The 25300-nt window shown below is 70.4% G+C and carries 17 protein-coding genes; 14 read left to right on the plus strand and 3 right to left on the minus strand.

Going from position 1 to position 25300, the window contains the following annotated elements; genetic code table 11:
• The 4 genes from ACWIHY_RS28870 to ACWIHY_RS28885 form a co-directional block, all read left to right on the plus strand.
• On the plus strand, positions 1 to 2874 hold a 2874-nt coding region (locus tag ACWIHY_RS28870), incomplete at its 5' end, for an SDR family NAD(P)-dependent oxidoreductase (protein WP_454378747.1).
• Positions 2875 to 2912: 38 nt separating this feature from the next.
• Positions 2913 to 9461: a thioester reductase domain-containing protein gene (locus ACWIHY_RS28875; protein WP_454378748.1), complete on the plus strand. Its 6549-nt coding sequence runs from the start codon at positions 2913 to 2915 to the stop codon at positions 9459 to 9461.
• A 74-nt stretch (positions 9462 to 9535) separates the two neighbouring features.
• Positions 9536 to 9949 (plus strand): YybH family protein, encoded by a 414-nt coding sequence (locus ACWIHY_RS28880; protein WP_454378750.1) that lies wholly within the window; start codon positions 9536 to 9538, stop codon positions 9947 to 9949.
• A gap of 117 nt (positions 9950 to 10066) precedes the next feature.
• The gene (locus ACWIHY_RS28885) at positions 10067 to 10648 is read left to right on the plus strand and encodes a TetR family transcriptional regulator C-terminal domain-containing protein (RefSeq protein WP_454378751.1); all 582 of its coding nucleotides are present in this window, start codon (positions 10067 to 10069) and stop codon (positions 10646 to 10648) included.
• Positions 10649 to 10694: 46 nt separating this feature from the next.
• Here ACWIHY_RS28885 and ACWIHY_RS28890 read toward each other — a convergent pair whose 3' ends face one another.
• Together ACWIHY_RS28890 and ACWIHY_RS28895 are read right to left on the minus strand one after the other, a co-directional pair.
• Positions 10695 to 11918: an MFS transporter gene (locus ACWIHY_RS28890; protein ID WP_454378752.1), complete on the minus strand. Its 1224-nt coding sequence runs from the start codon at positions 11916 to 11918 to the stop codon at positions 10695 to 10697.
• Entirely contained in the window at positions 11915 to 13852 is a 1938-nt protein-coding gene (locus ACWIHY_RS28895; RefSeq protein ID WP_454378753.1) for an FAD/NAD(P)-binding protein, read from the minus strand. The genes ACWIHY_RS28890 and ACWIHY_RS28895 overlap by 4 nt, the downstream gene beginning before the upstream one ends.
• A gap of 438 nt (positions 13853 to 14290) precedes the next feature.
• Here ACWIHY_RS28895 and ACWIHY_RS28900 point away from each other — a divergent pair, with 438 nt between their 5' ends.
• The 8 genes from ACWIHY_RS28900 (at position 14291) to ACWIHY_RS28935 (ending at position 22190) form a co-directional block, all read left to right on the plus strand.
• Positions 14291 to 15538 (plus strand): KamA family radical SAM protein, encoded by a 1248-nt coding sequence (locus ACWIHY_RS28900; protein ID WP_454378755.1) that lies wholly within the window; start codon positions 14291 to 14293, stop codon positions 15536 to 15538.
• A 5-nt stretch (positions 15539 to 15543) separates the two neighbouring features.
• Positions 15544 to 16386 (plus strand): N-acyl homoserine lactonase family protein, encoded by an 843-nt coding sequence (locus tag ACWIHY_RS28905; protein ID WP_454378842.1) that lies wholly within the window; start codon positions 15544 to 15546, stop codon positions 16384 to 16386.
• Positions 16383 to 18251, plus strand: coding sequence for an FAD/NAD(P)-binding protein (locus ACWIHY_RS28910; RefSeq protein ID WP_454378757.1), 1869 nt, complete (start codon positions 16383 to 16385; stop codon positions 18249 to 18251). The genes ACWIHY_RS28905 and ACWIHY_RS28910 overlap by 4 nt, the downstream gene beginning before the upstream one ends.
• Complete coding sequence (locus ACWIHY_RS28915; protein WP_454378758.1) at positions 18214 to 18681, plus strand: cupin domain-containing protein; 468 nt, start codon at positions 18214 to 18216, stop codon at positions 18679 to 18681. Before ACWIHY_RS28910 ends, ACWIHY_RS28915 begins: the two co-directional genes overlap by 38 nt.
• A gap of 27 nt (positions 18682 to 18708) precedes the next feature.
• The gene (locus tag ACWIHY_RS28920) at positions 18709 to 19110 is read left to right on the plus strand and encodes a VOC family protein (protein ID WP_454378759.1); all 402 of its coding nucleotides are present in this window, start codon (positions 18709 to 18711) and stop codon (positions 19108 to 19110) included.
• A gap of 127 nt (positions 19111 to 19237) precedes the next feature.
• The gene (locus ACWIHY_RS28925) at positions 19238 to 20680 is read left to right on the plus strand and encodes an MFS transporter (protein WP_454378760.1); all 1443 of its coding nucleotides are present in this window, start codon (positions 19238 to 19240) and stop codon (positions 20678 to 20680) included.
• Between the two features lie 65 nt (positions 20681 to 20745).
• Positions 20746 to 21120 carry a (R)-mandelonitrile lyase gene (locus ACWIHY_RS28930; protein WP_454378762.1) on the plus strand — a complete coding sequence of 125 codons (375 nt, stop codon included), beginning with the start codon at positions 20746 to 20748 and terminating at the stop codon, positions 21118 to 21120.
• A 194-nt stretch (positions 21121 to 21314) separates the two neighbouring features.
• A complete protein-coding gene (locus tag ACWIHY_RS28935) occupies positions 21315 to 22190 on the plus strand; it encodes a LysR family transcriptional regulator (RefSeq protein ID WP_454378764.1) in 876 nt (291 codons plus the stop codon).
• A gap of 22 nt (positions 22191 to 22212) precedes the next feature.
• Here the strand turns inward: ACWIHY_RS28935 and ACWIHY_RS28940 are convergent, their stop codons facing one another.
• Positions 22213 to 23016, minus strand: coding sequence for an N-formylglutamate amidohydrolase (locus ACWIHY_RS28940; protein ID WP_454378766.1), 804 nt, complete (start codon positions 23014 to 23016; stop codon positions 22213 to 22215).
• A gap of 450 nt (positions 23017 to 23466) precedes the next feature.
• Between ACWIHY_RS28940 and ACWIHY_RS28945 the strand changes: the two genes are divergently transcribed.
• Together ACWIHY_RS28945 and ACWIHY_RS28950 are read left to right on the plus strand one after the other, a co-directional pair.
• Positions 23467 to 24015, plus strand: coding sequence for a transglycosylase SLT domain-containing protein (locus tag ACWIHY_RS28945; RefSeq protein ID WP_454378768.1), 549 nt, complete (start codon positions 23467 to 23469; stop codon positions 24013 to 24015).
• A 117-nt stretch (positions 24016 to 24132) separates the two neighbouring features.
• Positions 24133 to 25200, plus strand: coding sequence for an LCP family protein (locus ACWIHY_RS28950; RefSeq protein WP_454378844.1), 1068 nt, complete (start codon positions 24133 to 24135; stop codon positions 25198 to 25200).
• Positions 25201 to 25300: the final 100 nt, after the last annotated feature.

The following is a 25300-nucleotide window of genomic DNA, read 5'->3' on the forward strand; positions in this document are numbered from 1 at the left end:
GGCCGGCTGCACACTCGTGGTGTTCCGGTCGACTGGCAGGCGTACTTCGCCACGTCCGGAGCCCGGCACGTCGACCTCCCCACCTACGCCTTCCAACGCCGAAGCTATTGGCTGGAGTCGGGAAAGGCGTCACCCGATGGCGCCGGTCCCGGCCTGACCCCCACCGGCCACCCGCTGCTCGGCTCGGCCGTCGACGTCGCGGATTCCGACGAAGCGCTGTTCACCAGCCGCGTCTCTCTGGCCACGCACCCCTGGCTCGGCGGCCACACCGTCCTGGACACCGTGGTGCTGTCCGCCGGAGCCATCGCGGACCTTGTGATCCGCGCCGGGGACGAGTTCGGGGCCACCGTCCTGGACGCTCTGTCCCTCCGGGCGCCGCTCCTGCTACCCGCCGAGGGCGCCGTACAGATCCAGGTCAGAATCGGCACGTCGGACGCGTCCGGCCGCCGCCCCGTGACCGTGTACGCCCGGCCCGACAACGCGGGCGCCCGCTGGACCGTCCATGCCGGGGGACACCTCGGCAGCGGCGCAACAGGTGGCAGCGAGGAGTCCGCCCTGCTCGTCCAGGGCGGCGGGACCCGGCTGTCCGAGGCCCGGCTGCCCGAAGAAGTGCTCGCGGACGCCGCGCAGTTCGGTCTGCACCCACATCTGCTGGACGCGGCACTCCTCCAACACCCGTTCACCGCGTCGCCGGGGACGGTCCTCGTGCCCGCCGAGTGGCGCGGAGTACGGCTTCACGCCAGTGGCGCAACCGAGGTACGCGTTCTGCTGACCGAGCGGGGTGACAACACGGCCGCCGTGCAACTCCTGGACCCCGAGCACCAGTTGGTGGCCGACATCGAAACCGTCGAATACCGGGAGGTGCCCCTCGAGCAGTTCGCACTCCCGCTCGACGGCGGTGACGGCCACGACGGGCTCTTCTCCCTGGCCTGGGCCGAGACCGAGCTCCCGGCCGCCGGCAGAGAACTCGTCCTGGGCGTGATGGGGGACGAGGCCGATCAGCTCGAGGACGTGGCGGCTGTGGCCAAGGCGGTCGAGTCGGCGGGCGCGGGCGGCACGGGCAGCCCCATCGACGCCGTTCTCCTCCCCTGGCTGCCCGAGCCCGGCCGTGATCTGCCCGGCTCGGTGCACAGCGCCACACACCGGGCCCTGGCTCTCGTGCAGGAGTGGCTTGCCGACGACCGGCTCGCCGGTACGCGCCTGGTTCTCGTCAGCCGTGGCGCGGTGGCGGCCGAGGGCGGGGACGCTGTCGATCCGGCGGCCTCCGCGGTCTGGGGGTTGCTGCGCTCGGCCCAGCAGGAAGCGCCGGACCGCTTCGTACTCGTCGACCTGGCGGCCACTGGTGACGCGGGCCCTGGGACCGGTAGCACTGGTTTCGCCTTCGACGATCCGGCCACGGCGGCGGCTCTGTCCGCCGTCGTCGGCTCCGGAGAGCCGCAGGCGGCGATACGGGACGGAAACATCCGTCTGCCCCGGCTGCGGAAGGCAGATGCCGGTTCCGGGCAGGCCGCGCCGTGGAATCCGGACGGCACGGTTCTGATCACCGGTGGCACCGGAGCCCTGGGCTCGCTGTTCGCCCGGCATCTGGCTGTCGAGCACGGGGTCAGACACTTCCTGCTCGCAGGCCGGAGCGGTCTGCACGCCGACGGGACGCGGCAGTTGGCGGCGGAGTTCACCGAGATCGGGATGACCGACGTCACCGTCACCGTCGCCCAGTGCGACGTGTCCGACCGTGACGCGCTCGTTGCGCTGCTGGCGGGCATCCCGGAGGAACATCCACTGACCGGCGTGGTGCACGCTGCCGGAGTCGTCGACGACGGGACGGTCGAGGAGCTGACCCAGGACCGGCTCGACCGGACGCTTCGCCCCAAGGCCGACGCCGCCTGGCACCTGCACGAACTCACGCGCGGCCTGGAGCTGTCGGCATTCGTGCTCTTCTCCTCCGCGACGGGCGTCCTGGGCGGCCCCGGCCAGGCCGGCTACGCCGCCGCCAACGCCTTCCTCGACGGCCTTGCCGCCCACCGCCGGGCCGCCGGCCTGCCCGCCACCTCAATCGCCTGGGGCCAGTGGGCCCTCGCGGACAGCGTGGGCATCAACGCCCACCTCGACGCGGGTGACCGCGCCCGGGCCACCCGCGACGGGTTCCGCCCCGTGACGCCGGCACACGGGCAGGCTCTCTTCGACGCCGCGCTCGCCTCCGCGCACGCCGCCCTGGCAGCGGTCCCGCTGGACCCGGCGGCGGTACGGGACCAGGACACCGTCCCGGCGCTGCTGCGAGAGCTCCTCCGTACCGTGGACCGTCGGCCCGCCGCCAGGTCCGCGGCGGTCGCGGCCGGGACGTTCACACAGCGGATCGGTGAGCTGCCCGCGGAGGCACGGCACAGGGCCGTGCTCGATCTCGTACGGGCCGAGGTCTCGGCCGTACTCGGGCACCTCGAGCAGCACGCCGTCGAGGCCGAACGGGCCTTCCAGGAGCTGGGGTTCGACTCGCTCACCGCGGTCGACCTGCGCAACCGGCTCAGCCGGGCGACCGGCATCGCGCTGCCCGCGACCCTGGTCTTCGACCATCCGACCCCCGCGGAACTCACCGACTACCTGCTCACGCAGGTGGCCGCCGCACAGAACGCGGGGGGCCTGCAGGCCGCGCACGTCGAACTGGACAGACTGGAATCGGCGCTCTCGGAGATCTCAGGCGACGCCGCGCTCCGAGGGGACGTCACGGTCCGGCTCAGGCGCATCCTCTCCCGGCTCGGCGATACCCCGGACACGTCGGACGCCGCGGAGGGCGCCGATCTGACGGAGCGCATCGAAGCGGCCACGGCCGCTGACCTCTTCGCCCTCATCGACAGCCAGCTCGGCGGCCCCGCCGCCTGACGCGGCCCCCCACTTCGCAGTCCAAGGAGAGATCCCGCATGACCAATGAAGAGAAGCTGGTCGAATACCTGAAACGGGTCACGGTCGACCTGCAGAAGACCCGCCAACGCCTCGCCGAGATGGAGGAGGCCGCCGCCGAGCCCGTCGCCATTGTCGGCATGGCCTGCCGCTATCCCGGCGGCGTCGCGGACGCCGACGGCCTGTGGCAGCTTGTCGCCGAGGGACGCGATGCCATCACCGAGTGGCCCACCGACCGCGGCTGGGACGTCGACGGCCTGTACGACCCCGAGCCCGGGAAGCCAGGCAGGACGTACACGAAGGAAGGTGGCTTCCTCGAAGGCGCGACGCGGTTCGACGCGGCCTTCTTCGGGATCTCGCCGCGTGAAGCGCTGGCCATGGACCCGCAGCACCGGGTGCTGCTGGAAACCGCCTGGGAGCTCTTCGAGAATGCGGGGATCGACCCGGCCACCCTCAAGGGCAGCAGCACCGGCGTCTTCGCGGGCATCGTCGAGCAGAGCTACCTCGGTCTCGACGGCCCCGAGGAGTTCGAGGGCTACCTCATGACCAGCAAGCTCGGCAGCGTCGCGTCGGGCCGCATCGCGTACTCCTTCGGTCTCGAAGGGCCGGCTGTCTCGCTCGACACGGCTTGTTCCTCCTCGCTCGTGGCGCTGCACTTGGCCGTGCAGTCGGTACGTTCCGGAGAGACGACGCTCGCTGTCGCCGGAGGTGCCACCGTCAACGGCCACCCCGGAGGCTTCGTCGACTTCTCCCGCCAGAGCGGGCTGTCCGTCGACGGCCGCTGCCGCTCCTTCGCGGCGTCGGCGGGAGGCACCGGCTGGTCCGAAGGCGTGGGGCTGGTCCTCGTGGAGAAGCTCTCCGAAGCACGCAGGAACGGTCGCCGGATCCTCGCGGTCGTCCGCGGCAGCGCGGTGAACCAGGACGGCGCCTCGAACGGCCTCACCGCCCCCAACGGCCCCTCGCAGGAACGGGTCATCCGGCAGGCCCTCACGAACGCGGGCCTCACCACGGCCGACGTCGACATCGTGGAGGCGCACGGCACCGCCACCACACTCGGCGACCCCATCGAGGCCCAGGCACTCCTCGCCACCTACGGCCAAGGACGGCCGGCCGAACGTGCCCTGCGTCTCGGCTCGTTCAAGTCCAACATCGGTCACACCGTCGCCGCGGCCGGTGTCGGCGGCGTCATCAAGATGATCCAGGCCATGCGGCACGGGGTCATGCCCAAGACGCTGCACGTGGACGAGCCGACGCCCGTGGTCGACTGGAAGTCCGGCGCCGTCGAGCTGCTCACCGAGGCGTGCTCGTGGCCGGAGCTGGACCGCCCGCGCCGTGCCGCCGTCTCGTCGTTCGGGGTCAGCGGCACCAACGCCCACGTGATCCTGGAGGCGGCGCCCGACGGCGAAACCACCGGGCAGACCGCCTCGCCGGGCTCAGCCGACGGGCCGGTGTCTCTCCCCGTCGTGCCCTGGGTACTCTCCGCCGCGTCGCAGCAGGCACTGCGCGGCCAGGCCGAGCGCCTCGCCTCCCACCTGGAGAAGCACGGCGAACTCAACCCGCTGGACGTGTCGTTCTCGCTCGCCACCACGCGCGCCGCCCTCACCGAGCGGGCACTGCTCGTCGTCGGTGAACAAGACGACTACCTGGCGCAGCTGCACTCCCTGGCCGCCGGCCGGTCCGGCCCGGCCCTGGTCACCGGCACTGCAGCAACGGCCGGGAAGACGGTCTTCCTCTTTCCCGGGCAGGGGTCGCAGTGGACCGGGATGGCCGTGGAACTACTCGACACCTCCCCGGTCTTCGCCGCCCGTATCGCCGAATGCGCCCAGGCCCTGACCGAATTCACCGACTGGTCGCTCCACGACGTCCTGCGCGGCGCCGAGGGAGCGCCGGACATCGAGCGCGTCGACGTCATCCAGCCCGCCCTGTGGGCCGTGATGGTGTCCCTCTCCGCGCTGTGGCGGTCCCACGGCGTACACCCGGCGGCGGTCGTCGGGCACTCCCAGGGCGAGATCGCGGCGGCGACCGTAGCCGGGATCCTTTCCCTCCAGGACGGCGCGCGGGTGGTCGCGCTGCGCAGCCAGGCCATCGGCAGGGTGCTGGCCGGGCTCGGCGGAATGGTGTCGGTCGCACTGTCGGCCGATCAGGTCCGTGAGCGGATCGAGCCGTGGCAGGGCCGGATCCAGCTGGCCGCGGTCAACGGACCGTCCTCCGTCGTGGTGTCCGGCGAGGACGGACCGCTGGAGGAGTTCCTCACCGCGGCCAAGGCGGACCGGCTGCGAGCGCGCCGCGTACCCGTGGACTACGCATCGCATTCCGCGTACGTCGAGCTGCTCCGCGACGAACTCGGCACGCTGCTTGCCGAGGTGAACCCGCGGAAGGCAGAGATCCCGCTGCTGTCCACGGTGACCGGCGCATGGGTCGACGGGCCCGAGCTCGACGCCGGGTACTGGTACGACAACCTGCGCCGTACCGTCGAACTGGAGCAGGCCACCCGGACGCTCCTCGACCAGGGATACAGCGCCTTCGTCGAGTCGAGCCCGCACCCGGTGCTCGTGACCGGAGTACAGGAAACCGTCGAGGACGCGCGCCGCGCCGCCCTGGTCATCGGCTCCCTGCGCCGTGACGAGGGTGGTTTGGCGCGCTTTTGGACCTCGGTGGGTGAAGCGTACGTACGCGGTGTCGTGCCGGACTGGAGCAGTGTCTTCGCCGGGACCGGAGCCCGCCGCGTCGAGCTGCCGTCCTACGCCTTCCAACGCGAGCGGTACTGGTACGAGTCGGGAGGGGCCCCCGTCGACGCGGCGGGGCTGGGTCTGAGCGCGACCGGCCACCCGCTGCTCGGCGCTGCCGTCGCCGTCGCGGGCTCGTCCCCCGAAGACGGCGTGCATGCGGCCGCGGCGCCGGAGGCACTCTTCACCAGCAGAGTCTCGACGCGTACGCACCCGTGGCTCGCCGATCACACCGTGCACGGCAGCGCCGTCCTGCCGGCCTCGGCCCTGGTGGAACTCGCGGTACGGGCCGGCGACGAGTTCGGCGCCACCGTGCTGGACGAGCTTTCCGTCACGGCCGCGCGTTTGCCCTGCGCCGGCGCCGTCCAGCTTCAGGTCGGCGTGGGCGCCGCGGACGCGCAGGGCAGGCGTGCGGTCACGATCCACGGCAGGCCGGACGAGGGAGAGGTCGCCTGGTCGACGCTCGCCCACGGCCGGCTCAGCGTGCAAGGCCCCGGCACGTCGTTCGACCTCGGAGCCTGGCCACCGAGGGGGGCGGTCGCCGTCGACCTCGAAGGCGCCTACGAGCGGCTGGCCGTCACGGGGCTCGGCCATGGCCCGGCCTTCCGGAACGTGACTGCCGCCTGGCGGCTCGGAGACGACCTGTTCGCCGAAGTGCGGCTCCCGGACGAGGCGCGGACACCGGCGGCCGAGTTCGGCCTGCACCCGGCGCTGCTCGACGCCGCCCTGCACTCCGTACTCCTCGCGGACGAGGTAAGCACGGCGCGGGAAGTCGCGGACTGGAGAGGTGTGCGCCTGTACGCGACCGGGGCGTCCTCGCTCCGCGTGCGGCTGTCCGTCGCCGACGACGGCCTCCTGTCCGCACAGCTGGCGGATCCGGCAGGGCAGCCGGTCGCGCACATCGCCTCGCTGAGGTCGCGCCCGCTGGACGCCGGCGCGACGCCAGGGGCGCGTCGGCACGACGCCCTGTTCCAGGTGGCCTGGTCGCCGATCGGGCTTCCGGCCACGGGGGCGTCAGCGCGCCTTCCCGTCCTCGGCGTGCTGGGCGACGAGGACCGTGAACCGGCCGGTGTCGCCGCTGTGGCGGAGGCCGTCGGCACGGGCGATCCCCTCGACGCCGTTCTCGTCCAGTGGCGCACCGAACCCGACAACGACATGCCCGGCTCGGTGCGCCGCGCCGCACACAGGGCGCTGGCTCTGGTGCAACAGTGGCTGTCCGACGACCGGCTGGCCGACATCCCGCTGGTCTTCCTCACCACCGGAGCCGTTGCCACGGGTACGGAGGATGTGAGCGACCTCGGGGCCGCCGCCCTGTGGGGCCTGCTGCGCTCGGCCCAGTCGGAGAACCCCGGCCGCATCGTGCTCATCGACACCGACGGCGCCCCCGAGTCGCAGGCCGCGCTCCCGGCGGCGCTGGCGCTGGGAGAGGCGCAGTCGGCCCTCCGGGAAGGAAAGGCGTTCCGGCCACGGCTCCAGCGGCTTTCCGGGACCGTGGGGGCGTACCCCGCGGCGTCGTGGAACCCCGAGGGGACGGTCCTGATCACCGGCGGCACGGGCGGACTCGGTGCGCTGTTCGCTCGCCACCTGGCCGGCCGGCACGGGGTGAAGCACCTCCTCCTCACCAGTCGGCGCGGACAACAGGCGTTCGGTGCTGCCGAGTTGGCGAGTGAACTGACGACGCTCGGCGCGCGGGTGACCATAGCGGCCGCCGACGCGTCCGACCGCGCCGCACTCACCCGGATCCTGGACAGCATCCCGGCCGAGTTTCCGCTGACCGGCGTCGTCCACCTGGCCGGTGTCCTGGACGACGGCCTGATCGCCGCGCAGACTCCCGAGCGGCTGGACGCCGTCCTGCGGCCCAAGGCGGACGCGGCCTGGCATCTGCACGAGCTCACGCGTGACGCGGATCTGTCGGCGTTCGTACTGTTCTCCTCCCTCGCCGGTGTGATCGGCGGCGCCGGCCAGTCGAACTACGCCGCCGCCAACACCTTCCTCGACGGCCTCGCCCAGCACCGGGCGGCCCAGGGGCTGCCCGCCACCTCGGTGGCTTGGGGCCTGTGGGACCAGACCGGCGGAATGACCGGGAACCTCGACGAGGGGGACCTGCAGCGCATCGCCCGCGCGGGATTCCGGCCTGTCACGTCGGAAGAGGGCGTCGCCATGCTGGATGCCGCACTCTCTCAGGGGCGCCCGGCGCTGGTCGGCACAGAGCTGGATCTTACGGCTCTGCGCGAGAATCCGGAGCGTGCGCCGCTGCTGCTGACCGGGCTCGCCCGTACGCCCTTACGCCGGGCAGCCCTCGGCGCCGCACAGGTCACCGGGTCGCCCGCCCGCGCGTTGGCCGGACTGACGGACGCGGAACAGCACGCGTATGTGCTCGATGTGGTCAGGGCGGAGGTCGCCGCCGTACTCGGCCACCCCGATCCCGGTGGCATCGGAGCCGACCAGCCCTTCCCGGGGCTCGGGTTCGACTCGCTGACCGCGGTGGAGCTGCGCAACCGGCTGAACACGCTGGCGGGAATCCGACTGCCCGCCACCCTGGTCTTCGACCATCCGACGCCGTCGGCGCTCGCCGGACACCTGCGCACCGTGCTTCTCGCAACACTCGGCGACGCGGGCGCCGGACCAGGACAGGGGCAGGAAGCCGGGCGGCCGGCGGAAGGCGCGGCCCCGCCTTCCACGGACTTCGCCACCGAGATCGCGCTGCCCGAGGACGTGCGCCCGGCGGACGAGGTCGCGCGCACCGTGAGCGACCCGTCGGAGGTCTTCCTCACCGGTGCCACCGGCTTCCTCGGGGCGTTCCTGCTGCGCGATCTGCTGCGATCGTCCACGGCCCGGATCCGCGTGCTCGTACGCGGCGCCGACCGGGCCGACGCGCTGGCACGGCTGCGGGCCAATCTGGAGTGGTACCGCCTCTGGAACGAGGTGGACCAGGACCGTATCGACGTGGTGGTCGGCGACCTGTCGCGGCCTCGACTCGGCCTGGACGAGGAGGAGTTCGACGCCCTGTCCCGTACGGTCGATGTCGTCTACCACCCCGGAGCCTCGGTCAACTGGATCCACCCGTACCAGGAACTCAGGGCGGCCAATGTCTCCGGCACGGTGGAGATCCTGCGGCTGGCGGCCCGTCACCGCACGGTACCGGTGCACTACGTGTCGACCACGGGTGTCTTCTCCGGCACGCACAGCGGCGCAGAGGCGCTGAAGCCCACGGATCCGACGGGGCCCGGCGAGGCGCTGCCGACCGGCTATGTGCAGAGCAAGTGGGTGTCGGAGCAGATAATCGCCATCGCCCGCGAGCGCGGCCTGCCGGTCTCGGTCTTCCGCGTCGACGTGATCTCCGGCGATCAGGAGAACGGCGCCTGTCAGACCCGTGACTTCGTCTGGCTGAGCCTCAAGGGAATCCTGCAGGCCGGTGCGGTCCCGGAGGGCATGGCCGGCCCGGTCCACCTGATGCCGGTCGACTACGTCAGTGCCGCGATCCTCCAGATCTCCCGGAAGGAGGAAGCCGCCGGCCGGACGTTCCACCTCTACAACCCGGACGAGCTGACCTTTGCCGAGGCAGCCGAGCATCTGCGGTCCTTCGGCTACCCGTTGGCCGAACTGCGATGGGACGAATGGCTGGAGCGGGTGACGTCCGACCGCGACAACGCGATGGTGCCGCTGTTGGACGCCTTCGAGATGCTGACCGCGAACAGCGACGGCTTCTACCCGCCGATGGACGTCTCCGACACCCGCGCGGCCCTGGCGGGCTCCGCGGTCGAGTGCCCGCCCGTGACCAAGGCGCTCTTCGCGAAGTACGTCGACTTCTTCGTCGAGGCGGGTTACTTCCCCGCCCCATGACCCCCACCACCCCCCACGGAAAACAACGGAACAACAGCCGAGCAGGACAACAACAAGAGGGAGCAGCAACCGACATGACCGCCACGACCACCGACCTCAGCAACCTGGTCCTCACCGACGACGTCGAGCAGCAGAACCAGGCATTCATCGACGCCTTCAACTCGGGCGACGGCTCCATCTTCGACCAGCTGTACCGCGACGACGCGATCTCCAACCTCTCGGGCAGTCCGCTGACCGGCGCCGAGCGGAGGCAGGGAATCATCGATCTGCTGAAGACGGGACCGACCTTGGACTCCAAGGTTCTGCACAACTACGTCGCCGGAGACGTCTCCCTGGTGATAGTCGAATTCCACCTGGAGGTCACCGACGAAGAGGGCAGCCGCCAGAAGATCTCCGGCACCTGCACCGACGTGATGCGCCGCACCGGTGACAACCGCTGGATCATGGCCATCGACCGTCCGCTCGCTGACGAGCTGCCCACGAAGTAACGCCTTCGGGAGAGCGCCGCACCTCTTGGGTGTGGCGCTCTTCGGCATGAGGCGGCGGACCCGGTGGTGTTCCTGCCGGGCCGTCCCGCTGTAACGAGTGATAGGTACACTCGTGGCATGAGCAAGAAAGAGGCGCTGACCCGGGCCACCGCGGAGCTGCTGTGGGAGCGGGGGTACACGGGCACGAGCCCGGCCATGATCCTGGAACGCGCGCACGCGGGGCAGGGAAGCATGTACCACCACTTCTCCGGCAAGGCGGAACTCGCGGTCGCGGCCATGACGCACATGAGCGACCAGCTCCGCGCCGGCGTCGAGGAGGCGCTGGCAGCGGACGGGCCGGCCGTCGCACGCGTCAACGCCTTCCTCGACATGGAACGCGACCCGCTCGCGGGCTGCCGCATGGGACGCCTGACACAGGACCACGACGTCGTCGCCGAAGAGGTCCTGCGCGCACCCGCGGCCGACTACTTCACCTGGCTTCGTGAACGCCTGTCCGAAGTGCTCGCGGAAGGCGTGCGCGCGGGCGAACTCCGGCCGGGCACCGACCCGGACCAGATGGCCTCGCTGATCATCGCGACGGTGCAGGGCGGGTACGTCCTGGCCCGCGCGCATCAGGACCCGGCGGCGTTCCGCAACGCGATCGAGGGAGCCAAGCGGGTCGTGGCGGACCTGGCACAGCCGAGCGGATGCGAAGGCTGAGTACACGCGGCGTTGAGTGTCCGCGGCGGCTGTCCCGCCCCGGCGGTCAGCCGGGCGTCTGCACCGCGTCGGGGTGGGACGGGACGCGCCGCCGCGCGACGACCACACAGGCCGCGGCGGCGGCCCCCGCCGCCGTCAGCGCCCACCACGCGGCGTCCGGGCGAACCGTGAACAGCAGGCCGCACACCATCGGCCCGGTCGCGGCCCCCAAGGAGACCCCCATCTGACTGTAGGCGGTGGCACGTTGCTCGCGTCCGGCGTAGGGGAGGCCGACGACATAGTGCAGCAGACCCGCCCAGCCCCAGCCCCCGCCGTACGCGAGCAGGGCACCCACTGACACGACCGCCGGCGCCGTGTGCGTCAGGAGCGCGGTCCCGGCCGCCCCGGCGACGAACAGCCCTGTCAGGGCGGCCCACGCGAGGTGCGGAACCCGGCCGACGGCCCAACCCGCCGCCAGGCGGACCACGATGTTCAGCCCGGCGCCCGCGGTGGCCACCGCGCCCGCGACAGACAGCGACGCGCCCCGTGTCGTCAGCGAGAGCACCAGGAACCCGCCGAGACCGTTGCCCACCATCGCGCCGAAGAAGCCGGCGCAGCTGAGGGCCACCAGAAAGGCGTCCCCGCGCAGCGGCGCCGCACGGTTTTTCGCGGTCGTCGTGGGCCGCCCGCCCAAGTCGCCGTACCGTGCGAGGAAGCAGCCGCCGGCGCCGCACAGTACGGCCGTGCCGGCGAACACCGGCCGCCAGCCGACCGGGCCGGTCAGCATCGGCATCGCCACGCTGGCGAGAAGGGTCGCGGCCGGCACCGCGGCCTGCTTCAGGCCGAAGGCCGACGCGCGCAGCCGGGGCGCGCAGCGTCGCATGAGCAGGGCGTTCGTGTGCGGCTGGGTGTAGCCGTAGGCGAAGCCCCCGACGGCCGAGCTGATCCACAGGCCGACGACCGGTGCCACCGCCGCGGACAGCAGCCCCAGACCGGTGGAGCACAGGGCGACGGCCAGCGTGCGGTTCACCGCCACGGGGAGGGCCGTTCGCTTGCTGACGAAGGCACCCGAAAGCGACGCCAGCCAGTACACGGCCAGGATGGCGCCCATGCGTGCCGGACTCCATCCGAACTCGGCGGAGATCAGGCCGTTCGCGGCCCCGGGAAGGAACACCGGCAGCGAGGTGAGGACGGTGATGGCCGCGACGCTCGCAGCAGTGGACAGGCCCCGCGGATCACTGCTCGTACGGCCTGCCGGACCGCTCCGGGCAGTGCGGGCGAGCGTACTCACGACGTGCTCACCTCCACCCGGTGGGCGGATCGCACGACTCCACAGTCCAGCAGCGCCCGGGCGACCGCGTCGGCGTCGGCCAGCGTTACGGAGCCGACGCCCGGGCGCACACCCGCGGCCGTCGCCCAGTGCGCGCCCTCCGTGGGGATGCCGAGCGCGAACCGACGGGGGTGCGCCCGCCCCGCCGCGTCCACCAGGCGGCCCGGCCGCGGCGTCACCGCGAGTGCCCCGGTCTCGTAGTGGGTGCCGTCGGGGCTGGGGATGCGGTACGGCGCCGCCGCGCCGGTGTCGAGAAGCCGGCGCAGCAGCGGGTCGGCGGTCGCGCGCACGTCCGGGTCCTGGACGCGCGCCTCGATCAGCGTCGTGACCGGGACCGGCTGCCCCGGCACCACCGCCGAGGAGACCAGGAAGCCGCCGGATCCGGCGCCGGGTGTGACGCGCATCCCCGGGCCCAGCGGTGTCAGGACACCGGCGCGGACGAGTGCGGCCAGCTCCGCGATGCGGCGCCTCGGCGGCCCGATGGACAGACCGGCGTTGAACGGTGTGTACCAGCCGGCCAGTTCGTCCCGGTAGGAGTGGCCGGTGATCCCGCCGTGGTCGACGACCTGGCGGATCTCGTTGCGCAGGTCCCGCAGCGCGTCGAGAGCGGACTTGACCGGGTCGCCGACATTGCCGCCGCGGGCACGCGCGGCATCGCGCTCGAGGTGCGACACGAGCCAGCGAGTGAACTGCTCCGGGCCACGCAGGGCCTCCTCGTCGTACGGAGTCTCGATGTCCTGCCAGCGCCAGCGCTCATGCTCCGCGACCCCTCGGAGCAACGGCAGGCGCTCGTCCAGCGGACTGTCCGGAGGGAGCCGCAGACAGCGGCGCTGAAAGTTCGATATCGCCGCCTCCGGCACACCGCGGCGGCGCAACAGCGCCCGGTAGTACACGATTTCGACCTCGCGGGCGATCAGCGGCCACACGTCTGTACGGAAGCGGACGTCGCCCCGTGACGCGGCGCGCCGCCGCAACGCGCGGATCGTCCGCTCCGTGAGGAGCAGCGGCTCGTGGCGTTCTCCCAGCCCCTTCTCGTTGTCGCCGCGCGCCTGGTACGGGACGCCGCGGCGCGAACCGGCGTACAGGCGTGGCTCCCGGCCCGATATGAGGTAGTCGAGCTTGCCGTCCGTACGCTCCTCGAACACGCCGCCGCGGCCCTGTGTGAACAGAGCCAGGTAGTCGAAGAAGGTGAGCCCGAGACCGCGCAGGGCCACAGGCTCTCCGGGGGCGATCGCGCGGAGGTCCACGTCCGCCGGGTTGCCCGGCGCGATGTGGCGGGCCCGGCTCCGGGTTGCCGGGGAGGGAGACGGCGTGGCGGGAGACGGGTTGGCAGGCAGGTGTCCCTGGGCAAGTACCACGGCATCGACCAGCAGGCGGTCGCCGCCCGTGAGCCGCAGCACCTGCTTCGTGCCGTGCTCGTCCAGCTCGATCGCGCTGTCCCGATGGGGCCGTACGGTGACGTGGCGCGGCGCGGTCTCCACGATCCGGCGGAAGGCCCACCGCAGGTAGTGGCCGTACAGGGCGCGCGTCGGGTAGGAGTTCGGTCCCAGATTCCTTGCCTGCTCGAGGACTTCGGCCGAGTACCCCTCGACCGGACCCATGACGGTGAGCAGGCGGGCCCACGTGTACAGGTGGGGACCCGGCACCACCGGCCCGGCGCACGAGACGCTCGCGTCGGTGAAAACCGTGATCTGCTCCGCGACCGTGTTCATCAGCAAGTGGGCGGACTGGTCCGTCCGCCAGATCCGGCCGGCACCGGTCGGCTCCGGGTCGATGGTGTGCACGGTCAGGGGCGCGGCGGCCCGGTCTGTCGCCGCGTTGGCGCACAGTCGCTCCAGCACGGTGAGCCCGCGCGGCCCCATCCCCACAATGCCGATGCTGAGCCGACCGTTCAACGCAGACCACCGCTCCCTCTGTCCCTGATCGAGCAGTTGCCGATCCTAGCCAGCGGATAAGGCATTGATGCTGCTTGCACATAATTTATTCGCGAGGAGCATGGAAGTCATTGATGCGTGCGTTGAATGAGTGAGCGGATCTGTCTATTTCTCACGGATCGAATCCCTGGCTAGCTTTTTGGAAGGTCAGACGGGGACACCCGCAGGGTCGGTGCTCAACTGACCAAGTGAGCGCGGAGGAGCGGAAACGCGCGGGAGCCTCCGCGCTCACGAGATCGAAGTTCAGGAAATGAACGTCGATGCCCACCTTCACCACTCGGACGGGGAATTCACATGGATGACACCAGCCCTGCCAAATACAAGCCCTACAATCGCTCGTCGATTCGGCGCGCACCCCAGTGGGAGCGTATTCCCGATGAACTCCGTGAGGCGGTCGACGTGGTGGCCCACGTCCTGCCGTTCAGGACCAACCAGTACGTACTCGAAGAACTCATCGACTGGGACCGCATCCCGGACGACCCGATCTTCCGGCTCAACTTCCCGCACCGCACGATGCTGGATCCGGACGACTACACCACATTGCGCGATCTGCTCCGCTCGGGTGACAAGCAGCAGTTGGCCCAGCAGATCCATCAGGTCCGCTCACGCATGAATCCGCACCCCGCCGGCCAGTTGACCCACAACGTGCCGGAACTGGACGGCGAAGCCGTCCCCGGGATCCAGCACAAGTACGCCGAGACCGTCCTCTTCTTCCCGAGCGCGGGCCAGACGTGCCACGCCTACTGCACGTTCTGCTTCCGGTGGCCGCAGTTCGTCGGCGAGGACGACCTGCACTTCGCGGCCCGGGACGCCGAAGGGATGGCCGCCTACCTCAGGCGGCACCCCGAGGTCACCGACGTGCTGATCACCGGCGGCGATCCGTTGATCATGCGGACGGCCACCCTGGAGCGCTACCTCGAACCGCTTCTGTCGCCCGAGCTCGCGCACGTCCAGAACATCAGGATCGGCACGAAGGCGGTCGGCTACTGGCCGCAGCGCTTCGTCAGCGACGTGGACGCCGACGACCTGCTGCGCCTGTTCGAGCGCGTCGTGGCAGCCGGGAAGCACCTCGCGCTGATGGGCCACTACAACCACCCGGCCGAACTGCGCCCCGCCGTCGCGCAGGACGCCCTGCGGCGCATCACCGCCACCGGCGCCGTCGTCCGCATGCAGTCCCCCGTACTGCGGCACATCAACGACGACCCCGGCGCCTGGCACGAGCTGTGGACCCGGGGGGTGAAGCTGGGCGCCGTCCCGTACTACATGTTCGTCGAGCGGGACACCGGCGCCCGCTCCTATTTCGAGCTGCCGCTGGCCGAGGCGTACGACATCTTCCGCACGGCCTACGGATCGGTGTCCGGCCTGTCCCGCACCGTGCGCGGCCCGTCGATGAGTGCGTTCCCGGGCAAGGTACTCATCGACGGAGTACCGACCATCCGAGGCGAGAAGGTATTCGCCCTGCAGTTTCTGCAGGCGCGTCAGGGCAGCCTCGTACGCCGGCCCTTCTACGCGAAGTTCGACCCTGCCGCGACCTGGTTCGACCAGCTCGTCCCGGCCTTCGGTGAGCGCACGTTCTTCTTCGAGGACGAACAGTCCGCCACCGGTCACTCCATTCTCGGCAAGCCCCTCGACCTCGTGGGGGCGTGAGCCACATGGCCGAGGACACGCATCCGACGTACGAAATCCTGGCGCTCCGGTTCGGCACCCACGCCGACCGGCCGGCGCGGGACAATTTCCTCTTCGACGAGGGCCAGTTCACCCCGGGCGCCGAGATGCCCATGGACTTCTACCTCTGGGTGATCCGCAACGACCGGCATTTCCTGCTGGTGGACACGGGGTTCTCCGAGGAGATGGCACGGCGCCGGGGAAGGACTCTTTTCCGCTGCCCCGTCGACGCGCTGGCCGATCTCGGCGTCGCGGCCGGGGACGTCCGGGACGTCGTGATCACTCACATGCACTACGACCACGCGGGGAACCTGGACCGCTTCCCTGACGCGCGCATCCACCTGCAGGAGGAGGAACTCCGGTTCTGCACCGGCCCGGGCATGCGTCACCACGTCGTACGCAAGCCCTTCGAGCCGGTCAACGTGCAGACGGCCGTTCAGAGCCTGTTCGAGGAACGGCTGGTGCTGCACCGGGGGGAGGCCGAGATACTCCCCGGCGTCACCCTGCATCCGGTGCCGGGCCACACACCGGGCACCCAGGTGGTCCGGGTCCGCACCGCGCGCGGCTGGGTCGTGCTGGCCGGCGACGCCACCCACCTGTGGGGAAACATCCGCATGCGCAGCCCGTTCCCCATCCTCGACCACCTGACGCCGATGATGGAGGGCTACGACACGATCGAGGCCCTGGCGGACGGTGACGACCACATCATCCCCGGCCACGACCCCCAGGTGGCGCAGCGCTTCCCCCGGCTCGCGGGGGCGCCCGACTGGGTCTGTCTGCACGAGCCCGTCCTCGACGGCGCCGGGGCGACGAACGGAGCCGCACGGTGACAGCCCTCCAAGTGGCCATCGTCGGAGTGGGGCCCCGCGGTCTGAGCATCCTGCAACGGATGTCCGAACTCGCCGACCAACTGCCCGACCGCGCGCTGGACGTGCACCTGATCGATTCGGGCGACGGCGGCCAGGGGGCGCACTCCGCACGCCAGCCCGCCCACCTGCTCACCAACACGGTCGCCAGTCAGGTGACGATGTTCGCCGACGGAGGGGGCCCCTCGTTCACCGAGTGGGCGGCGGCCGGCGGCTACCGGGAATTCGGCTCCGCCTACTACCCGACCGGTGGCGACGCGGGCGACGCGGTGGGGGAGCACGCCTACCTGCCGCGTCAGATCCTCGGCGCCTACCTCAGCTGGGTCTTCGACCGGACCGTCCGGTCCCTGCCGCCCCGGATCCGCGTGGTACACCACCGCGACCGGGCCGTGGACATCGAGGAGAAGGACGGCGGACGTTTCGCCGTCCACCTGGGAAGGGGCTTCGTTCTCCCCAGCGACTACGTCTTCCTGGCCACCGGGCACTGCCGACGGACACCTACCGAGGAGGACGTCGCGTACGCGGAGTTCGCCCGGGAGCACGCGGACCGCAACCCCCGCCTCGTGTACTGCTCCACTCCCTACCCGGTCGACCGGCTCCAAGAGGTCGCCCCCGGCAGCACGGTCGCGGTCCAGGGATTCGGGCTGACCGCGCACGACGTCGTCTCCGAACTCACCGTGGGGCGCGGCGGGCAGTTCCACGGCTCCGGAGCGGACCTGGAATACCGTCCCTCCGGGCGCGAGCCCGACATCCAGCTGTTCTCACGCCGGTGCCTGCCCTTCAGCGCGCGCGGGGTGAACCAGAAAGGCATCACGGGCCGGCACCGGCCGCGGTTCTTCACCAAGGAAGCGGTACGCCGCCTCCAGGAGCAGGCGGCCAGAGACCGGAACGACCCTCGCCTCGACTTCGCGGAGGAGGTCCTTCCGCTCCTGTTGCGCGAGATGGGACACGCGTACCGCACGGCGTCGCGAGAAGGACGCCCGGACACGCGCGAGGAGTACGTTCTCTCACCGGCCGACCAGCGCACGGTCGAGGACGTCCTCGACCCGCTGCGCGGGACGGAGTTCGCGAATCAGGACGCGTTCACGAAGTTCTTCGTCGACTACGTGATCAGCGACCTGGAGCAGGCGGAGCTCGGCAACGTCACGAGCCCGGTGAAGGCCGCCACCGACGTCATCCGTGACACCCGGGCCGCCCTGCGCGAGGCTGTCGAATTCTCCCGGCTCACTCCCGAGTCCCACCGGAAGTTCAACTCGGCCTACGTCCCGGTCATGAACCGGGTCGCCTTCGGGCCGCCTCGGCACCGCAACCAGCAGCTGCTCGCGCTGATGCGGGCCGGGGTCGTCGGCCTGGCCGGCGGCCCGGGGTGCCGAGTGGTCCTGGACCGGGACGCGGCGCGGTTCGCGATCCGCACGGACTACCCGGACGGCGCGGAAACCCGCCACGCCGACGCCCTGGTCGTCGCCCGTCTCGACGCGTTCCACCCCGAGCACGACAGGTCGCCCCTGATCGGGAATCTCCTGGCCCGCGGCCTCGTCCGCCCGTACGCGAACGGCACGTTCAAGCCGGGCGGAATCGACATCGACGAGCGGGGTCGGCCGATCACGGCGGCCGGGACGGTACTCCGTGCCGCCTGGGCGGTCGGCTACCTCGTAGAGGGGCCGCGGTTCTACACCCATGCGCTCCCCCGGCAGGGAATGGCGTCGCAATTCACCCTCGACGCCGACACCGCCGTACGCGACATGATCACGCACATTCGAAACCGGCACAACGTCACCCGGGAGGAACACCATGCCAGTACAGGCCGGAAGTCAGTTTCCGTACCTTGAATTCCGCAAACGCCATGGGCGGGAGCAGCCGAGCCCGGTCGTGTGGCAATGGGAGAACCTGGCCAAGGAGATCGAAGCGGCCGAGCACACGGAATACGGAACGCTCACGCTTTCCTCGCCCGGAGGCGGCCACGAGATCGTCCCGGGCGCGTCGATGACCTTCCAGGCCGTGCCGCCGGGGGATCGCACCACTCCGCACTCGCATTCCTGGTGGCATCTCTATTTCGTACGTTCCGGATCGGGCACCGTGATCTTCGACGAGACCGGGGAGACGGCAGAAATGAGCGACGGCGACATCATGCTCATACCGGCCTGGTGCGTGCACCACTTCGAGAACCGGGAATCGCAGGAGACCCTGCTCCTTCTGAACATGTCGAACCTGCCCCAGCTGGCGGGTCTGTACAACAACTTCTCCAAAGAGCACGCGTAATCGGTCCGGAAAAAGAGGGAGTTGCATATGTTCAAGCGCATAGACCACATCGGTGTGGTGGTCGACGACATCGCCGAGGCGAGGGCCTTCCTGGAGAGCCTGGGGATGCGCCTGGAGCGGGCGCAGGAGGTGCCCGAGCGGAACGTGAAGATCGCGTTCTACCACTGCGGCGACGGCAGGATCGAACTCATCGAGCCCACGACCGAGGAAGCCCGCCGGCAGCGGCTGGGCGAAGGCAACCAGGCGCTGATCGAGCACATCGGCGTCGAGGTGGACGACGTGCCCGAGATCATGAAGGCGGTCCGGGGGCTGGGTGTCGAACTCACTTCGCACGAACCGGTCCCCGTCGGCCCGAACCTCAACGCCTGGACACGGCCCGGGACGTCCCACGGCATCCAGTTCCAACTGGTCCAGCGGGACGCCGTATAGCGGTTCCGGGGTGGATCCCGAGCTCCCTGGGGGCTCTCCCCGGCTCCGTCCCGGCGGTCGAACGGCCCTGCTCCAAGCCGGGTTGCGGACTGTACGTACTAGTAGTTACAGTCGAGGTGTGGATTCCTTGAAGACGTCTGTTGCAATCGAGTCGAAGCGGACCGGGACGCGTGAGGTTCCCTCCGGACGGCGGGGGAAACGGCCGGGCTGGATGCTCGCCTCCCTGCTGGGCGGGATGTTCCTCGGGAACGTCGACATCGCGGTGGTCAACGTCGCGATCCCGTCAATCCGCGAGGGTCTGCACGCGTCCGGCGGCGCGCTGGAACTCATCGTCTCGGGTTACACACTCGCGTACGCCATGCTGCTGATCACCGGCGCCCGGCTGGGCGAGATCCGTGGCCGGCGGTGGACGTATCTGCTCGGACTCGTCGTCTTCACGCTGTCGTCGCTGGCCTGCGGCCTCGCACCGAACGCCGCCTCCCTGGTGGGTGCGCGCGTCGTGCAGGGAATGGGCGCGGCCCTGATGGTCTCTCAAGTACTGACGGCCATTCAGGTCCAATTCGAGGGCGCCGCACGCAGGCGCGCCCTGGGCGCGTACACCGGCGTCCTCGGTGTCAGCTCCGTCATCGGCCAGGCTCTTGGCGGCGTACTCGTGTCGGCCGACATCCTGGGGACCGGATGGCGGCCCATCTTCCTCATCAACGTCCCGATCGGCGTCGCCCTGCTGGTCGCCTCCCTCGTCTTCCTGCCGGACGACGAGATCGCGCGGCACAAGGGTTTGGACGTGCGCGGTGTGGGACTGCTGTCGCTCGGACTGTTCATGCTCGTGACCCCCCTCGTGCTCGGCCGGGACGAGGGATGGCCCCTGTGGACGTGGCTCTCCCTTGCCGGGACCCTGCCGGTGTTCGCGCTGTTCGTCCAGGTGGAGCGAGGCATCGCGCGGCGCGACGGCGAGCCGCTGATGAACGTCGCCCTGCTCGCCCGCAAGCAGGTCGTCCTCGCGCTCCTCTCCCAAGCGGCCACCCGGGCCGGGTACTTCGCGATCCTGTTCGTCCTCGCGCTCTACCTCCAGCAGGGGCTCGGAAAGAGTGCGGTGTACTCGGGCCTGGTTCCCATCGCGTGGGTGGCGACGTTCGCCCTGGCCGGTCCCCTTCTCGGCCGCATGGGAGTACGGGCCAGGAGGCTCGCGGCGCCGGCCGGAGGCGTGCTGATGGCGGTGGCCTTCGCGGGGGTGTCGGCCGGGTTGCAGGGCACGGTCTGGCTGACCGTTCTCCTCGGCATCGGCGGCATCGGCTACGGCGCCGCGTTCAGCGGGACTCTGGCCCACCTGACCGAATCCGTCGAGGTCCGGTACGCGCCGGACGTGAGCGGCCTGTTCAACACGACGCTCCAGATCGGCGGAACCCTCGGAGTCGCCGTATTCGGCACTCTCTACCTCGACCTCGCGGAACGGAGCGGGTCACCGCAGCACGCGTTCGGCGCCACCAGCGCCGTACTGGCCGCCGTGTCGGCCGTCGCCGCCGTGCTGATCCTGATCGCCGCGAAGGCCGTTCCGGGAAGCGCGCGCTGAGCGCGCAATGCCCCCGGCTCCCTCGTCAACAACCGACCAATATTGAGTAAAAAGGAGTTTGCACAATGGACGTCAATCGTCATCCCGGAGACGTGACCAAGGGTCCCGAAGACCGATTCTCGGGTGATGTCTGGCTGTGGCCGCGCATTGGCGCGACCGCCAACACAGAGGTACGCAATGTGCTGTTCACGCCCGGCTCCCGCAGCGCCTGGCACCGGCACCCCGCGGGCCAGGTATTGCATGTCACCGAAGGCGTGGGAGTGGTGCAGTCCCGGGGTGGCGAACGCCAGGAGATCAGGCCCGGCGACACGGTGGTCTGCCACCCGGGCGAGGAACACTGGCACGGCGCGGCACCGAACTCGTTCATGACGCACTTCGCCGTCACGGACGGGCCCACAGAATGGAAGGAGCACATCACGGACGAGGAATACCGGGGCTGAGACCGCCTGTTGGAGCAGCGGCTCGTCCAGCCGGTGAGCCGGGCGTCGTGACAGGGCCCCCGGGCGAGTGACCCGGGGGCCCCTCCGTCGAAAGGCGCGACTGCGTGGAAGCTCAGGTGTACTCGATATCGCGGGGCAGAGGGCCGTTCACCGACGTCACGAGCGCCTTCGCGGCTCTGCATATGCTGCTGTCCATGAGCATTGAACTGCAGCACCTGCGCGGGTTCTTGGCCTTGGCGGACGAGAAACACTTCACCCGGGCCGCGAAGCGCATGGGTGTGTCCCAGCCAACACTCAGCCGTAACATCCGGCGTCTTGAGGAATTGCTCGGCCGACGTCTGCTGGAACGCACCACACGTCAAGTGGCGCTCACTCCGGCCGGCGAAACGCTGTACGACCAACTCAGCCTCCTCCTGCCGCGTCTGGAGGCCGCGCTGCGTCCCGAATCCGATGACGACTCGTTCCGTCTGGGTTTCGCCTGGGGCTTTCCCGCGGGGTGGCCGCAGGAAGTCATCGCGGGTTTCGAGGAGGAGACCGGACTGTCGGTGCAGGTGCACCGGCACGACGCCACACTCGCGGGGGTGGACCGCGCCGAAGCCGACCTGGCGATCCTGAGGGGACGCATAGAGGCACCCACGATGAACGTGGTCCCCCTGCTGCATGAACGGAGAATCGCGGCGGTATCCATACGATCGGCACTCGCCGAGCGTGAGGAGATCCGCTGGCACGAACTCGCCGAGCAGCATCTTGTATTGAACGAGGTCAGCGGTACGACGTACTTGGCCGATTGGCCCGAGGACCGCCGGCCCGGCGTCTCCGTCGTCTGCCGGAACTTTGACGAGTGGCTGGAAGCCGTCGCCTCGAACAAGGGGGTGGGAGTGGTCCCCGAATTCGTCGGGCGGCAGCACATCCATTCGTTCGTGTCGTTCCTCGCCATTCCGGACGCGCCACGCGTGGCCCTCAACCTGGTCTATCCGAAGCACGGCGGCCACCCCCTGATACCCCGCTTCGTCGCCATGGCGCAGGCCGCTGTCGGCACGCCGGCGGGAGCCGGCCCGGACATGAACTGACGCAGGAGCACGAGCGCCCTGCCTACGGCAGCTCGGACACTCTGTTGACGAGGTCTGCCAACGCGTCCGACAGCGCGACCATCCCGCGGCCGGCGGGCCCTCCCGGCTCTCGCATGTAGAGGTCGCGTCGTATTTCCATCATCAGCGCGCCGACCCTCGTGTCGTGGCCGTAGTACCGCAGAGGTACGTAGGCGCCCGCGAAGGGGGTGTCGAGTCCTGTGCCGCCGAAATCCGAGAACGCCTTCTGGGCCGCGTCGAGCAGTCCGGCGGGGGTGTGGGAGGCATCCGTGCCGATACAGATCGGCGGGCGCGGTCCGTCGCCGTGGAGTTCGTACGGCAACCGCTGCGTCGGGTACGAGTGGACATCGATGATCACGGCGTGCCCGACCGCTTCGAGCCGGTCGGCCACGGCCGCTGTCATCGCCTCCGCGTACGGATGGAAGTAACGGTCGATGAGCGGCTGCCCGTCGATGTCGTGCGGCCTGAGCTGCTCACGGTGCGTGGTCCGTGTGTAAACGGCGCCCATGCCGACCGCGAGCATCTCCTCACGCGCGTCGGGGAAGCGCTCGGGGTCGACGACCAGCCGGGACAGCAGGTTGACGAACCGCCAGGGGGTGACGTCCGAAGCGGCAGCCGCTGCGGCGGCGAGTTCTGCCGTGTGCGCGTCGGTGATGTGATCGAGCTCGGACTCCAGCGCGCGGTCGTCCAGAACGATGCCACCGCGGACGTCCGCGGGTACGGCACGCGAGGAGTGCGGGACGTGGAGGATCACGGGGGACTCGGGTGCCCCGGGCAGGAGCCGGAAAGAGTCCGAACGGTCGCTCATCTGGTCTTCCTCGGTCAGTGGGTCAACAAGCGGGTCGTACGGGCGGGGCAGGCGCGCCTCCCCGCCGTCCGGCGCCCTCCGCCGGGCTTCGGCAGGGGCTTCCGCAGGGCGGATTTCCGGTCGGCTGCGGCCTCGAAGCTGTGAGTCGGCCCATAGGTCCCAGGTCACATACTAAGTGCGGTAGTACGCCCCCGCAGGGCGGCCCAGCGTCCTGGGCGGGGGCCGCCGGCCCCTTTCGGAGCCCATCTACGTAGATGGGCAGTAAAGCCGGTCATTGCCGACATCGCGGACCGCCGCTAACCATGGATCGAGCCCCGGGGAGCTGATCGCTCCCGACCGGTCGAGCGTCACTCGCTCCGGCCGATCGCAGACCTCGTCGCGTAGCACCGCTCCGCTGTCGCAGGTCACCGCGGCTGTCCCTGTTGTCACCGAATGGAGAGTTCCATCCGTATGCCCGCTCAGTCCCTGACCTTCGCTGCCCGTACCGCCAAGATCCGCAAGTTCTCGGTTGCCGGGATGTGCGCCGCCGGAGCCGCGGCAGTCGCCCTGTCCGTCGCCCCGTCCCCCGCGCAGGCGGCCGAGCCGACCGGTGCGTCCGTGGCGGCCAAGGTCTCGGCAGCAGGAGTCTTCGCTCAGGCGGACGCCAGCGCCGCGAAGGCGAAGAAGGCACCTTCCTACCCGGACACGCTGGACGGCTGGATCCGCGAGGCCCTGGACATCATGAAGGACAAGGGCATCCCGGGCAGCTACGAGGGCCTGCACCGCAACATCATCCGTGAGTCCGGCGGCGACCCCAACGCGTCGAACGACTGGGACATCAACGCGCAGAACGGCACCCCGTCGAAGGGTCTGCTGCAGGTGATCCAGCCCACCTTCGACGCCTACCACGTCGCGGGCACCCCGAAGGAGCTGACCGACCCGGTCGCCAACATCACCGCGGCCGCCAACTACGCGGCCGACAGGTACGGCTCGATCGACAACGTCGACTCCGCCTACTGATCGCCGACGACGCGACACGGCAAGACACCGCACCGCACCGCACCGCCGCGTACGGAAGGGGCGTAGTAGCTCGTGCTGCCTGACAGCGGGAACGAAACGCCCGGGCCGGCAGGCCTCCTGCCGGCCGGTGAGGGGCCGGGCAAGGGCGGGCGCCGCAGGGCGCGGCGCATCGCCGCCTGGTCGGCCGCAGGTGTACTGGGGCTGGGCGGAGCGGGTCTCGGGCTCCTCTGGTCGCATCTCGACGGCAACGTCGACGGCGTCGACATCGACGCGGCCCTCGGCCACGACCGTCCGACCGGCTCGCGCGACGGCGCGATGAACATCCTCCTGCTCGGTTCCGACTCACGGGCAGGGACCCACGGCGAGTACGGCCGGGGCGTCGGCGGCGCCCGGTCCGACACCACGATGGTCCTCCACGTGGACAAGTCCCACCACAAGGCCAGCGTGGTCAGCATCCCGCGCGACACCCTGGTGAGCCGCCCCGACTGTCCGGCGCCGGACGGCGGTACCGCGCCGGGCGCTCGTCGGGCGATGTTCAACGAATCGTTCCAGCTGGGCGGTCCGGGCTGCGCCGTGAAGACCGTCGAGAAGATGTCGGGCGTCCGCATGGACCACTACCTCGAAGTGGACTTCAGCGGCTTCAAGAAGCTGATCGACGAACTCGGCGGGGTCGACATCACCACCCGGCAGGCCGTCCACGACGACTCCAGCCACCTCAGCCTCCAGCCCGGCAAGCACACACTCAAGGGCGAGCAGGCCCTCGGGCTGGTGCGGACCCGGCACGGTGTGGGCGACGGCAGTGACCTCAGCCGCATCCAGCTGCAGCAGGCCTTCGTCAGGGCGCTGACCCAACGGGTCAACAGCGTCGGGCTGTTCGGCAACCCGGCCAAGCTCTACGACCTGGCCGACACCGCGACCAAGACGGTCAGCGCCGACTCGGGACTGGCGTCCGCGGACAAGCTGCTCGGCCTGGCCAAGGACCTCAAGGGCATCAGCTCCGACAACATGGACATGGTCACGATGCCGGTCACCTACGATCCGGCGGACCCCGCCCGGGTCGTCCCGCTCGAAAAGGCTTCCCACCAGGTGTGGCAGGCACTGCGGGCCGACCGGCCGATACCGGAGTCCGCGACGGACGGCTCGGTGGGCGACAAGGGCAACTCGCCCGTGACGGCGAGCTCTTGACCGAGGGCGGACCGGAAGTCCCGGTCCGTGCCGCGGACGCGCCCCCGTAACGCTCCCGCGCGCCTGTGGAGCCGCGTAACGGTGCTCCTGACGGGCCGTT

The organism is Streptomyces sp. NPDC055287 (assembly GCF_053646035.1).

Coding starts and splice junctions, on each gene's coding strand:
- ACWIHY_RS28875 (WP_454378748.1), top strand. CDS start 2,913: ATGACCAATGAAGAGAAGCTGGTCGAATACCTGAAACGGGTCACGGTC.
- ACWIHY_RS28880 (WP_454378750.1), top strand. CDS start 9,536: ATGACCGCCACGACCACCGACCTCAGCAACCTGGTCCTCACCGACGAC.
- ACWIHY_RS28885 (WP_454378751.1), top strand. CDS start 10,067: ATGAGCAAGAAAGAGGCGCTGACCCGGGCCACCGCGGAGCTGCTGTGG.
- ACWIHY_RS28905 (WP_454378842.1), top strand. CDS start 15,544: ATGGCCGAGGACACGCATCCGACGTACGAAATCCTGGCGCTCCGGTTC.
- ACWIHY_RS28915 (WP_454378758.1), top strand. CDS start 18,214: ATGCCAGTACAGGCCGGAAGTCAGTTTCCGTACCTTGAATTCCGCAAA.
- ACWIHY_RS28920 (WP_454378759.1), top strand. CDS start 18,709: ATGTTCAAGCGCATAGACCACATCGGTGTGGTGGTCGACGACATCGCC.
- ACWIHY_RS28930 (WP_454378762.1), top strand. CDS start 20,746: ATGGACGTCAATCGTCATCCCGGAGACGTGACCAAGGGTCCCGAAGAC.
- ACWIHY_RS28935 (WP_454378764.1), top strand. CDS start 21,315: ATGAGCATTGAACTGCAGCACCTGCGCGGGTTCTTGGCCTTGGCGGAC.
- ACWIHY_RS28940 (WP_454378766.1), bottom strand. CDS start 23,016: ATGAGCGACCGTTCGGACTCTTTCCGGCTCCTGCCCGGGGCACCCGAG.
- ACWIHY_RS28945 (WP_454378768.1), top strand. CDS start 23,467: ATGCCCGCTCAGTCCCTGACCTTCGCTGCCCGTACCGCCAAGATCCGC.